Source organism: Empedobacter sp. GD03739, assembly GCF_029843245.1.
GTDB lineage: Bacteria > Bacteroidota > Bacteroidia > Flavobacteriales > Weeksellaceae > Empedobacter > Empedobacter falsenii_B.
Genome location: NZ_JAOCHX010000068.1, coordinates 1 through 11,712, shown reverse-complemented (window position 1 = coordinate 11,712; position 11,712 = coordinate 1). Strand labels below are relative to the sequence as shown.

The 11,712-nt window shown below is 31.4% G+C and carries 14 protein-coding genes; 4 read left to right on the top strand and 10 right to left on the bottom strand.

Annotation, left to right across the window (positions count from 1 at the left end; all coding sequences use genetic code 11):
• Positions 1-43: 43 nt before the first annotated feature.
• The 5 genes from N5E64_RS14810 to N5E64_RS14790 all read right to left on the bottom strand — a co-directional run bounded on the left by N5E64_RS14810 (position 44) and on the right by N5E64_RS14790 (position 4,613).
• Positions 44-802 (bottom strand): hypothetical protein, encoded by a 759-nt coding sequence (locus tag N5E64_RS14810; protein ID WP_280038169.1) that lies wholly within the window; start codon positions 800-802, stop codon positions 44-46.
• Positions 803-1,022: 220 nt separating this feature from the next.
• Positions 1,023-1,781, bottom strand: a complete 759-nt coding sequence (tpiA, locus tag N5E64_RS14805; protein ID WP_114999079.1) for a triose-phosphate isomerase — start codon at positions 1,779-1,781, stop codon at positions 1,023-1,025.
• A 76-nt stretch (positions 1,782-1,857) separates the two neighbouring features.
• The gene (locus tag N5E64_RS14800; protein WP_280038168.1) at positions 1,858-2,940 is read right to left on the bottom strand and encodes an ABC transporter permease; all 1,083 of its coding nucleotides are present in this window, start codon (positions 2,938-2,940) and stop codon (positions 1,858-1,860) included.
• A 3-nt stretch (positions 2,941-2,943) separates the two neighbouring features.
• Entirely contained in the window at positions 2,944-4,068 is a 1,125-nt protein-coding gene (locus N5E64_RS14795) for a BT_3928 family protein (protein ID WP_280038167.1), read from the bottom strand.
• Entirely contained in the window at positions 4,065-4,613 is a 549-nt protein-coding gene (locus N5E64_RS14790; RefSeq protein ID WP_280038165.1) for a DUF1599 domain-containing protein, read from the bottom strand. The genes N5E64_RS14795 and N5E64_RS14790 overlap by 4 nt, the downstream gene beginning before the upstream one ends.
• Positions 4,614-4,666: 53 nt before the next feature.
• Here N5E64_RS14790 and folP point away from each other — a divergent pair, with 53 nt between their 5' ends.
• On the top strand, positions 4,667-5,494 hold the full coding sequence (gene folP, locus N5E64_RS14785; RefSeq protein WP_038336877.1) for a dihydropteroate synthase: 828 nt from the start codon (positions 4,667-4,669) through the stop codon (positions 5,492-5,494).
• A 32-nt stretch (positions 5,495-5,526) separates the two neighbouring features.
• Here the strand turns inward: folP and N5E64_RS14780 are convergent, their stop codons facing one another.
• The 3 genes from N5E64_RS14780 to N5E64_RS14770 form a co-directional block, all read right to left on the bottom strand.
• Entirely contained in the window at positions 5,527-5,955 is a 429-nt protein-coding gene (locus N5E64_RS14780; protein ID WP_219034934.1) for a hypothetical protein, read from the bottom strand.
• Between the two features lie 54 nt (positions 5,956-6,009).
• Entirely contained in the window at positions 6,010-7,032 is a 1,023-nt protein-coding gene (locus N5E64_RS14775) for a DUF4407 domain-containing protein (RefSeq protein ID WP_280038163.1), read from the bottom strand.
• A gap of 105 nt (positions 7,033-7,137) precedes the next feature.
• Positions 7,138-8,199 carry a branched-chain amino acid aminotransferase gene (locus tag N5E64_RS14770; protein ID WP_280038161.1) on the bottom strand — a complete coding sequence of 354 codons (1,062 nt, stop codon included), beginning with the start codon at positions 8,197-8,199 and terminating at the stop codon, positions 7,138-7,140.
• Between the two features lie 80 nt (positions 8,200-8,279).
• On the opposite strand from N5E64_RS14770, the gene mnmD reads away from it, so the two are divergent.
• The 3 genes from mnmD (at position 8,280) to N5E64_RS14755 (ending at position 10,199) form a co-directional block, all read left to right on the top strand.
• A complete protein-coding gene (mnmD, locus tag N5E64_RS14765) occupies positions 8,280-8,996 on the top strand; it encodes a tRNA (5-methylaminomethyl-2-thiouridine)(34)-methyltransferase MnmD (RefSeq protein ID WP_114999065.1) in 717 nt (238 codons plus the stop codon).
• A gap of 72 nt (positions 8,997-9,068) precedes the next feature.
• Positions 9,069-9,896: a 50S ribosomal protein L11 methyltransferase gene (gene prmA, locus N5E64_RS14760; RefSeq protein ID WP_038336885.1), complete on the top strand. Its 828-nt coding sequence runs from the start codon at positions 9,069-9,071 to the stop codon at positions 9,894-9,896.
• 6 nt (positions 9,897-9,902) lie between these two features.
• On the top strand, positions 9,903-10,199 hold the full coding sequence (locus N5E64_RS14755; RefSeq protein WP_180905936.1) for an ATP-dependent Clp protease adaptor ClpS: 297 nt from the start codon (positions 9,903-9,905) through the stop codon (positions 10,197-10,199).
• 6 nt (positions 10,200-10,205) lie between these two features.
• Here N5E64_RS14755 and N5E64_RS14750 read toward each other — a convergent pair whose 3' ends face one another.
• Together N5E64_RS14750 and N5E64_RS14745 are read right to left on the bottom strand one after the other, a co-directional pair.
• Positions 10,206-10,622: a hypothetical protein gene (locus N5E64_RS14750; RefSeq protein ID WP_125350307.1), complete on the bottom strand. Its 417-nt coding sequence runs from the start codon at positions 10,620-10,622 to the stop codon at positions 10,206-10,208.
• A 24-nt stretch (positions 10,623-10,646) separates the two neighbouring features.
• Positions 10,647-11,183: an RNA polymerase sigma factor gene (locus tag N5E64_RS14745; protein WP_280038158.1), complete on the bottom strand. Its 537-nt coding sequence runs from the start codon at positions 11,181-11,183 to the stop codon at positions 10,647-10,649.
• Positions 11,184-11,712: the final 529 nt, after the last annotated feature.

The window sequence follows — 11,712 nt, the reverse complement described above, 5'->3', positions numbered from 1 at the left end:
TTTTTCTTCATTAATAAAAATGAAATATTCGAAAAAACGGATTCTATTTTTTAGATTTTTTTACTTTTGTTTTTGCATCTTTCGTAGCTGCTTTTACATCTTGTACCGCCGCTTCTATTGTTGTTGTAGCTGAGTCTACCGTAGCTGCCGCTGAATCTACTACTACTTCTGATGTTATTTCAACTGGAGTTGTGCTATCTTCAACTTTCGCTGTTTCGATGAAATTAGAAAGTTTATCAACAATTTCTGCGTTAGAAGTTGGTTCATTCTTCACTTTTACGCTTAAGAAAATTGATGGTGCAGCATTATCTTGAATATAATTTGATTCGTTTTGATAAACTCCGTCATTTTTAACAGCTGTTGAATTTAAGTTTTCTGTTAACTCTTTTGCTACTTTAACTGTTTCGTTAAATGCAACATTTTGTTTAAAAACAACTGCGGCAACTTTATTTGTATTATCATCAGTTTTTTCAAAATTTAATGTCATGATTAACTCAGGTTTTAAACTATCGATGATTGATCTTTTCTCTTCATCTTTTAATCCTTTCGTTAAATCTTTCCATAAAAGAACCTGAACATTTTCTTTATTCAAAGATTCTAACTTTGTTTTAAATTCTGATGCGATATTTGTTCCTGATTCTACAGCGATATTATCTACAATATCTAAAATAACAACTTTTGGAGCATCTTCTACAACTTTGTATGATGATTGCGTTGCTACCGGAATTTCATTTTTTGTAGTAAAAGAGAAAGAAACTAACCCTATTGCTACGATTCCTAATACTTGCGTCAATTTTTTCATAATAAATGTGTTTTGTTTAAAAAATGATACTTTTTAAATAGTTAGTACATGAATAAGCTTTGCAGACACTGTTCCGAAAACTCTTAATTAATCCTAATAAATGTTATAGTTTTCTTAATTGACTGATTTTATAAGGGATTCAGAGGAGTTAAATTTATCATTTTTCAAAATTTAGAAAATATAAAACATAAAAAAAGCTCAACTAAGTTGAGCTTTTATATTATTTACATGCAGCAATTATCTGCACAAAATCATCATATTTTAATGAAGCACCACCAACAAGACCACCGTCGATATCTGGTTGAGCAAAAATTTCGTTCGCATTCTGTGCATTTACACTTCCTCCGTACAAAATACTTGTATCATTCGCGACTTCTACGCCAAATTCATCCTTCAAAACTTTACGAATAAATGCATGAATTTCTTGCGCTTGCTCTGGTGTAGCTGTTTTTCCTGTTCCAATTGCCCAAACTGGTTCGTAAGCAATAATCAAACGAGAAAGATCTTCTGGTTTTTGTGCAACTAAAGCATCCATTAATTGAGTTTTTACAACCTCAAAGTGTTTATCAGCTTCACGTTCTTCTAATTTTTCTCCAACACAAAGAATTGGATTAATTTGATATTTAAAAGCTTGTTTCAATTTTTCAGCAATCACAATATCCGTTTCTCCTTGGTATTCTCTACGCTCAGAATGTCCAATTATAGCGAAATCTAATCCGATACTATCCAATTGTTCTGCAGAAATATCTCCTGTATACGCTCCTTTTTCGTGAGCAGAAATATCTTGCGAAGAAATCTTAACATATTGCTCATCTACAGCTTCTAACAATGTTTGTAAATAAATAGAAGAAGGCGCAATTATAACTTGTGCAATTGGATGATTATCTGCCACCCAAGCATTAAGGTTTGTTGCTAAATGAATCGCTTCTTCATAATTTAAGTTCATTTTCCAGTTTCCTGCTACTATTCTATCACGCATAAAAAAGTGTATTTTATTTGATTTTGGTTTTAATATTTACTGCAAGATAATTATTTATCGTGAAATTATTACTGATTTATTTTATGCGAACGCGCGGATCTAAAATTCCGTAAAGAATATCGACCAAAATATTAATCACAATAAACATCACAGCAATCACTAAAACAGCTCCCATCACAATTGGTAAATCTAATGTATTTAATGCATTTACGATTTCTTTTCCTAAACCATTCCAACCAAAAACAAATTCCACAAAAACAGAACCTGCCAACATCGAAGCGAACCAACCAGAAATTGCTGTAACAACAGGATTCAGCGCATTTCGTAATGCATGTTTTGTAATCACCGTTTTTCTTGAAAGTCCTTTTGCAAAAGCTGTTCGAATATAATCTTGGTTCAAAACTTCTAACAACGAATTTCGTGTTAATTGCGTAAAAACGGCTAACGGACGAGATCCTAATGTAATCGCTGGAAGAATAAGATTTTTCAACATCAAATGTTTTCCTTCTCCCAAATCATCCACTTCATAGAGACTTCCAATCATATTCAGTCCTGTAATATCATGCATCAAAAACGCAAAAATATAGGCAATGATAATCGCCGAAAAGAAAGACGGAATACTCATACCAAAGCTTGTTACGACCAACAAAACTCTGTCAATCCAAGTATCTTTCATCAAAGCGGAAACAATTCCCAACGCAACGCCAATTATCGTCGCAATAATAATGGCCGCAATTGCTAAAACCATCGTATTTGGTAGCGTTTCACCAATAATTGTGCTTACACTTTTTCCTTGTTTCTGAAAAGATTGGCGCAAATAAGGTGTTTTCAAAACCATTTCATTCGTTCCGAAATCCATCAATTTTGTGTAATTGTATTTATCAGAACTTAATGAAGTATATGTTGTATTGTTTTCGTCAATATTATGAAATGAAATCGGCGACAAATCATTTATATAAAAAGCATATTGTTTCCACAAAGGTTGATCTAAACCTAAGTTTTTACGAATTTGAGCCAATTGTTCAGGATCTTCTTTTTGATCGAGCATCATACGTGCAGGATCTCCAGGAAGTACCGAAAACAATAGAAAAACTACAGTCACTACACCAAAAAGCGTTAGAAATCCGTAGAAAATTTTATTTAAAATATAATTAATCACTTTTTAAAATAATTCTTCTAATTGATTAATTGAAGGAAAATCGTTGTCATGATATTTCGCTTTTACCGTTCCTTTTTCTAAAATCATCACTCCTGGATTAGAGCGAATAATTGTTTTCATCGTTGTTTGATCCATAAAACAATTCTCCAATTCTAAACCTTTAATTGGATTATTCGAAACTGTAATAACTTTGTAACCTTTATATTTAGACGCTTCTTTTCCTAAAGTATTTAATTTCGCAATTTGTTTCTCGTTTACTTTTTCAACAAAAGGAATGACAAAAACAATCACTTTTGGCGCATTCAAAATTTCAGAAGTTTTATCAACTCCATTACAATCAAAATTAAAATCGTGAATCGGTGGTTCGTACCCTTTTTTCTCCACAATTGTACGTGTTTTATCTGCTTCAATCACCCAAGGCGTTCCGTGTTTATACCATTTATCATCCGCAATATATTGGGCATCATCAATTTCAACCACTTTTCCATCTACACTATTTTTCATGGTGTAAATCGTTTTATATGTTGTTGGTTTCAAACCTAATTCTTGCGGAGATTTCATTCCTTCAATCAAATTTTTTCCAACTGCGTAAGGTCTAAAATCTATGATTGGTAAATGATTAATTCCGATATAGGCAATAATTACAGAACCTAAAATCGTGATAAAATTGATTGCATAATTCGCTTTTTCAACGAATAATGGTTTAATATATTTTTGACCTATCACTAAAATAATGATCAACACCAAAAGCACAACATCTTTGTAAAATGATGTCCAAGGTTCTAGTTTTAGCGCATCACCAAAACATCCACAATCGGTTACTTTATTGAAGTAAGCTGAATAAAATGTCAAGAATGTGAAGAAAATAATCGTCAACAATAATGCAATTGTCGTAAATCTTTTCCAAACGCCAAGTAATAATAAAACACCTAAAACTATTTCAAAAATGGAGAAAAATGTTGCCAAAGGCAAACTCAAACCTTCTAAAAATGGAATATTAAGAACTGTTGGCGAAAAATATTCTTCTAATTTGAAACTTAATCCAATTGGATCTACATTTTTTACAAATCCAGAAATTATAAAAATAACTCCAACTATAATTCGAGCAAATTGTACCAAATACCTCATGAAGTTTTCTTTTCGTTAATTAAAATCATTGCGAAAATCGAATAATTAATCATATCCAAATAATTTGCATCCAAACCTTCTGAAACAATCGTTTTTCCTTTATTATCTTCGATACTTTTTGTGCGCAAAACTTTCTGATAAATCAAATCTGTGATGGAGCTAACACGCATATCTCTCCAAGCTTCACCGTAATCATGATTTTTTTTCATCATCAAATCGTGCGCAATTGTTGCATATTTATCATAAAATTCGATAGCTTGTTCGTCTGTCAAATCTGGCTGATCTGCAAAACCAAGTTCCAACTGAATCAATGCCATAATCGAATAATTAACGATTGCCACAAATTCTCCTTCTTCGTCTTCATCAACCAAACGCTCCGCTGCTTCTTGCAACGTACGAATACGGTTTACCTTGATAAAAATTTGATCTGTTAAAGACGGCAAACGCAGTACACGCCAAGCTGGACCGTAATCTTGTAATTTTTTTGTATATAAATCTCGACAAACAGAGATGATTTCTTTAAATTGAATTGAGGTATTTTTCATAATTTCGTTTCGATTTCAAAAATAATTGAAATTGCTTAAAGAACTTCTAAGATATGACAATTAATTGTAATGGTCGTTTGATTGATTTGAACGAGCCTAAAATTATGGGAATTTTGAATACAACGCCAAACTCTTTTTACGATGGTGGCAGTAATCAATCGATGAATTTGATTTTAGAAAAAGTTGAAAAACACTTGTCCGAAGGTGCCGATATGATTGATGTTGGTGGTTATTCGACAAAACCTGGAGCAGAAAATATTTCGGAGCAGGAAGAAATTGATAGAACTGCACCAATTATCGAAAAAATTATTGAAGAATATCCAGAATTGATTATTTCGATTGATACTTTTCGAGGAAATGTTGCACGTGAAGCTGTAAAAGTTGGTGCTTCTATTATAAATGATGTTTCGGGTTGGGAGTTAGACGAAAATATGTTTGATGCAATCAAAGAACTTCGAGTTCCATACATTTTAATGCATATGAAAGGAACGCCAAAAACAATGCAAAATAATCCTGAATATGCAGATATTACGCTGGAAGTAAACGAATATTTTTCCAAAAAAATTGCGCAATTAAAAGCTGCAAAAGTGAATGATATTATTTTAGATCCTGGTTTTGGTTTTGCAAAAACATTGGATCATAATTATGAATTATTCAATAAAATGGAAGCTTTAGGTTTTGAAGGTTTTCCTTTGCTGATCGGAATTTCGAGAAAATCGATGATTTATAATTTATTCGAAACAACTCCGCAAGAAGCTTTAAACGGAACTTCTGTCCTGAATATGGTTGCGTTACAAAAAGGTGCAAAAATTTTGCGTGTGCACGATGTAAGAGAAGCAAAAGAAACCTTACAAATTTTCCAAAAATTGAATCAAAAATAAATAAGAAAGCCACTAAAAAGTGGCTTTTATTTTTAATCAATGATTTTACTATTTGGAAAGAAAACTTTGAACGTATCAACAATATTGATATCCGAAGTCAAAATTTGCCAATGTGAATCTTTCACAAATTCAAACACAACTTCGTTGTCGTATAAATTTTCATCCTCAATATTTACATGCAAATTATTTTCTTTTCTATCTCCAATAATCAACGCTTCCGTTACATGTTCCATTTTGTAACATAAACTTTCTAACTGATCATATTCCACAAAAATTCCGTCTTGTTGGTCAATCACTTCTTGCAATTCGAAAACCGAATATTCGTCAGTTTCACTTTCGCCATCAACCCAAAGAATTTTCCAAAAATAATCCTGTATATCTTTTATAGGAGCAATCACCTCTTCCATTCGTTGAATTTGGTTTTCGTCTTCTCCGTAAATTTCTATTTTATAAATTTCCATATCTTATGCAAAATTAAAAAAGTAACTTCAAACGGAAGTTACTTTTTTAATTATTTATGTTTTTTCTAACTCATGTTTCACACGTTTTTCAGATTTGATATCCATAATCTGAATTGATTCTTTACTAAAAATCTTGAACGAATGTTCATGTTTTTCTAAGAGAAAATCATAAGGTCCTTTTGGTGCAATTAATTTCACTAAAACTGGCGCAGTTTCTAACGAGATAAACACAAGAGCTATAAAAATAGCTGCAGTCCCTAAAATTGGATTATTAACTGACAATTCGTCTAAAGCCTGCATACGTGCAGCAAAACCATTGTAATTCTCTTCGGTTGGTTTAGCCGCATCAATTTCTTTTTCTTTTGCAACATTCAATCGATCTAATTCTTTATTAATTTCAGCTAAACGAGGCGCAGATTGTTGAATATAAGTTTCGATTTCGGCAGCTTTTTGTTTTTTCAATTCTGCTTTTCGTTTTGCATTTGGTCCATAACCTTCGCGTCCAGTTGTTGTTTCAGTTTGTGTACCCACAACTTCTTTTTCCAATTCGATAGAAGCAGAATTATACTCGTTTCTTAATTTATCAATTTCTGCATAAATTTCTTTTCGTTCATTCGAAAAAGGCGTTCCCAATTCAGCATAACGCGCATCAATTCCTTTTTGTAATTCCGTTTTATTTCGATTGACAATAATATTTAATTGCTTGTTAATTTCTTTCTCGAAAATTTTTAATTCTAACGGTTTCGAAATCACAATACCTAATAAAATTGCAACCAAAATACGTGGCAAAGCAATAAAAAACTGACGAAAAAATCCACCTGACTTTTTCATTGATGTGACAATATATCGGTCAAGATTAAAAATCATTAATCCCCACAACAAACCAAAACCTGTTGCTGCATATATATTATCAAAAACAGTATTCAGCGCATATCCAGCAGACAAAGCCGCCAAAATTCCTGTAAATAATATGACACCTCCAATACCAACATGTTTGTTGATATCTGTTGGTGTTTTTTTCAAGAGTTCAAGACTACTCCCTGAACAGATGATTAAAAATTTCTGTAGTCCATTCATTTTGCAAATATAGTACTTTGTATAACATATTATTAAATATCGTGCCAAAAAAAGCTGACAATCAAATTGTCAGCTTATATTTTCAAAAAATTTACTTAAACAAAATTAAGCTTGTTTTTCGATTTTAATTCTCCATCCATAAGGATCTTCTGCTAATCCGTATTGAATATCTTTTAATTTCTTTTTCAATTGTAATGCAAAAGAATCTTCTTCAGCTAAAGTTGGTAATTGAGCACGCTCTTCACCAAATCCAACTGCATCGTATTGTGTAATTACAACAGCAGTTCCACATCCAAATACTTCTTTTAATTCTCCTGATTTGTAAGCATCATACAATTCTTGTACTTCTACAGGACGTACTTCTACTTCATATCCACTATCTTTTGCTAAAGTTAAAACAGAATCACGTGTTACTCCGTTCAAAATACGCTCAGACGTTGGCGCTGTTAAAATTTTATTTCCGATACGTACCATCACATTCATTGTTCCTGCTTCTTCAATGTATTTATGCTCGATAGAATCTGTCCAAATTACTTGATCATAACCATCTTTTTGAGCTTCAGAAGTTGGAAAGAAAGATCCTGCGTAGTTTCCTCCACATTTTGCAAAACCAACACCTCCCTGAGCTGAACGACTATAATAATCAGCAATTTTTACTGATAAAGGTTTGTCGTAATAATTAGGAGCATAAGCTAATAAAATTGCAAAAATATATTCGTTAGATGCTCTTGCAGAAACCGCTTCTTCTGTTGCGAACATTACTGGACGAATATATAATGACGTTCCGTAATCTTTTGGTACCCATTGACGATCGATATCAATAATCGCTTCTAAACCATCAATAAAAATTTCTTTCGGAATTTGAGGCATATTAAGACGTGCCGCAGATAAATTAAAACGCTCGAAGTTTTTCTCTGGACGGAAAATAAATACTTCTTCGTTATCATTTTTGTAGGCTTTCATTCCTTCAAAAATTGTTTGACCATAATGGAAAGACATCGCTGCTGGAGTCATTGAAATTGGTCCGTAAGGAACAATTTTTGGCTCATCCCATTTACCATCTTTGTAATGCGCGATCAACATGTGATCTGTAAACTCTTTCCCAAAAGTAGTAGAGTTAAAAACTGAATCGTTAAATTTTGATTCAGCAATTTTTTCTATAATCATTTTATGATATATTTTGTTTGTGCTTATCAAAGGTACATTTTATTTGCACTTTTTCATAATAAATATCATAACTTTCGACGATGAAAAGAATTATTCAAGAAACGGAAGATGGATCTAAAACTATCTATATTGAAGATTGGGATGAATCTTATCATTCTAAGCATGGCGCTGTACAAGAGGCTTTTCATGTATTTATAAAAAATGGATTTCATCATTTTACAGAAACAAAAAATCCTATAAAAATTATAGAAATTGGATTAGGTACGGGACTTAATTCTTTCATTACTTTGATGGAAGCTGAAAAACATAAAACTCCAGTGCAATATGTTGGAATTGAAAAATTTCCAGTTTCTGATGAAGAATTTGAATTGGTGAATTATTTCGAAAATGTTTTCAAACTTTATCCGGAATTTGAACATCGAAAAGAAGAGTTTTTAGATTATTATCAACAATTATTTCATTCAAATTGGGAAAATTGGAATAAAATTTCTCCATATTTTGAAGTTAAGAAAGTGGAAGAAGATTTTTTCAATCTGAAAAATATCAACGAAAATAATTTTGATTTAGTTTATTTTGATGCATTTGGTTCTCGTGTTCAACCAGAATTATGGGAAAAAGAATTGTTAGAAATTGTTGATTCTTTAACTAAAAAATCTGCCATTTTTACCACTTATGCAGCGAAAGGAACCATAAAAAGAGGTTTGAAAGATTTGGGCTATATTGTACAAAAACGTCCTGGGCCTCCAGGAAAACGTGAAATGATGGTTGGTTTGAAGGACTTTCCATTTGATAAATAATCTCCTTTATCATTAATTATAAAAATCGTAAATTTGCGCTGGAAAACAATTTGATGTTTTCTACATTTTTTTATGACAAATTATATCGAATATAAATTTAAAGTTGCGGAAGTAGAGCCTTTTAATGAAATTATTATTGCAATGATTTCTGAACTACCCTTTGAAAGTTTTGTTGAAAACGAAGAAGGTTTTGATGCTTACATGCCAAAAACTGACGAAAATATTGACCAAGTAAAAGAAGTGATTGATTCTATCGAGAATATTGATTTTTCTTATACGCGTCAAGAAATTGAACAACAAAATTGGAATGCAACTTGGGAAGAAAATTTCACGCCAATTTTAGTGAATGACCAATGTTTGATTCGTGCAGAATTTCACGAAACAGTTGAAAATATTCCTTACGAAATTATCATTCAACCAAAAATGTCTTTTGGGACTGGACATCACTCTACAACACATTTGATGGTAGAATATATCTTGGAAACTGAATTTACAGGAAAAGATATTTTGGACATGGGCTGTGGAACGTCAATTCTTGCAATTTTAGGAATGAAACGTGGTGCAAATTATGCAGAATGTATCGATATTGACGAGTGGGCTGTGGAAAATTCTATCGAAAATGGAAAACGAAATGGTGTTAGTTTAGATGCGAAAATGGGTGATAATTCACTTTTGGGAAGCAAACAGTTTGACATTATTTTAGCGAATATCAACAAAAATATTTTAATCAGTCAAATTCCTTCTTACATCAATGTTTTGAATGAAAATGGTGATTTATTTTTAAGTGGATTGATGGAGCAAGATTTTGATGATATCTTAGCTTTTTGTACAGAAAATGGTTTGAAATTTGTATCTAAAAAACAACGAAATGAGTGGATTGCGCTACATTTCAAAAAATAAAATGATATGACAAAATACGCAACGCAACCCATGTGGGAAACGGAAAAAGATTCGGCTGTTGATGTATTGGAACAGGAATCACACAAATATCAAATTATTGTTTACAATGATGATGTGAATACTTTTGATTGGGTAATCGAATCGTTGATTGATGTTTGTGAACACACGCCAGAGCAAGCGGAACAATGTTCTATTTTGATTCACTACAAAGGTAAATGCGAAGTCTTGACGGGTGAATTAGAAGATTTAAAACCTCGATGCACAGAATTATTGAACCGAGGTTTAAGTGCAGAAATTATTTAGAATTTCTTAATAATCATATAAAGCAAAATCAGAATCGTCTAATGTTACATTGGACGATTTTTTGTTTTGATCACTCACTATATACGAATCATAGATCTTCTCGTAAACATGATTTTCTGTTTTTGTATCCACAACTTCTGTAGATTTTTCTGTAGAATTAATCACAAAAGGAGTTACAACCAATGCTAATAGCAATATACAAGCAGCAGCCCACCAAATATTGAAATGTACAACTTTTGTTTCTTTTTTATCAATAGTTTTCGATAAAATTGACTGTTCTAAATCGTCAAAATAATTAGTAGGGGTTGTATAATTTTCCTTTTGTTTTAAGCTTTTAAAATAAATTTCATCTTCTAAATTCTTAAAATAATTCTCTGGAACCTTAAAATTATTTTTTAATCCATTTTCTTTCATATCATTCATAAGACAAAAAAAAGTTAAAAAGGTTTAATCTTCATCCTCTAAAAATTCTTTAATTTTTGTAACTGCATGATGATAAGACGCCTTTAGCGCACCAACAGATGTTCCTGAAATTTCAGAAATTTGTTCATATTTCATTTCATCATAATATTTCATCATAAATACTACGCGCTGCTTTTCTGGCAAACTTGCAATCGCTTTTTGTAGTTTCAACTCAATTTCATCACCTGTAAAATACTCATCCGTAGATAAATCATCTGCAATATTCATCGAATAATCTTCAAACGAAACATTTTGTTCTTTAGCATTTTTATGAATAAAATTGATGGTTTCGTTATAAGTAATCCTAAAAATCCATGTCGATAATTTCGATTCATTTTTGAATGAATTCAAATTTTGATAGATTTTGATAAAAACATTTTGAGCAATATCATCTGCATCTTCATGAATCAAAACCATACGACGAATTTGCCAATAAACTCTCTGATGATAATCTTTTACAAGAAGTTTAAAAGCTTGTTCCCAATCCTTATTTAAAATGTGATCTAATATTTTCTGATCCAATTGAATAATATTAAGCTGTAAAGCTATTAAATTTGAAATGATAAACTTCTAATAATTTTGAACATAATCAAGATTTTATATTTTTTTATGAAATCAAATCCATATTCCACATATACTTAAGTATGAACCTATCAATAAAAGTATATTTCTATTGAAAAATTTATTTGGGCGTTCCTTCGCTCTTTTCCTTTCATTTATACGATTCATCAATTTCTTCTTAATAATTCAATAACAAGTAATATAAATTGCTCGGTCGGGCTATCCGTTCCAATCTTTTGTAGAAAAAATTAGAAGTTATTACAGAAAATCCAATTCCTACAAAAGGATTTCCACTACTATCCCTAACGCGGGTTGTAAGTTATAAGACGTAAGATTTAAGACTTACAGAATAAAAATCTAAACAAACTATCCCCTTGAGGGGATTTAGGGGTGTTTTGAAGTATTACGTAATAAGTTTTATGTTATACGTAGAACGTAGCACTTAAAACCTATAACTTTATTGAACACAAAAAAGCCTCAAGAAAATAAT

Excerpts from the sequence above, each read along its gene's own strand:
- N5E64_RS14810 (WP_280038169.1), bottom strand. The coding sequence starts at position 802 with ATGAAAAAATTGACGCAAGTATTAGGAATCGTAGCAATAGGGTTAGTT.
- tpiA (WP_114999079.1), bottom strand. The coding sequence starts at position 1,781 with ATGCGTGATAGAATAGTAGCAGGAAACTGGAAAATGAACTTAAATTAT.
- N5E64_RS14795 (WP_280038167.1), bottom strand. The coding sequence starts at position 4,068 with ATGAGGTATTTGGTACAATTTGCTCGAATTATAGTTGGAGTTATTTTT.
- N5E64_RS14790 (WP_280038165.1), bottom strand. The coding sequence starts at position 4,613 with ATGAAAAATACCTCAATTCAATTTAAAGAAATCATCTCTGTTTGTCGA.
- folP (WP_038336877.1), top strand. The coding sequence starts at position 4,667 with ATGACAATTAATTGTAATGGTCGTTTGATTGATTTGAACGAGCCTAAA.
- N5E64_RS14780 (WP_219034934.1), bottom strand. The coding sequence starts at position 5,955 with ATGGAAATTTATAAAATAGAAATTTACGGAGAAGACGAAAACCAAATT.
- N5E64_RS14775 (WP_280038163.1), bottom strand. The coding sequence starts at position 7,032 with ATGAATGGACTACAGAAATTTTTAATCATCTGTTCAGGGAGTAGTCTT.
- N5E64_RS14770 (WP_280038161.1), bottom strand. The coding sequence starts at position 8,199 with ATGATTATAGAAAAAATTGCTGAATCAAAATTTAACGATTCAGTTTTT.
- mnmD (WP_114999065.1), top strand. The coding sequence starts at position 8,280 with ATGAAAAGAATTATTCAAGAAACGGAAGATGGATCTAAAACTATCTAT.
- prmA (WP_038336885.1), top strand. The coding sequence starts at position 9,069 with ATGACAAATTATATCGAATATAAATTTAAAGTTGCGGAAGTAGAGCCT.
- N5E64_RS14755 (WP_180905936.1), top strand. The coding sequence starts at position 9,903 with ATGACAAAATACGCAACGCAACCCATGTGGGAAACGGAAAAAGATTCG.
- N5E64_RS14750 (WP_125350307.1), bottom strand. The coding sequence starts at position 10,622 with ATGAATGATATGAAAGAAAATGGATTAAAAAATAATTTTAAGGTTCCA.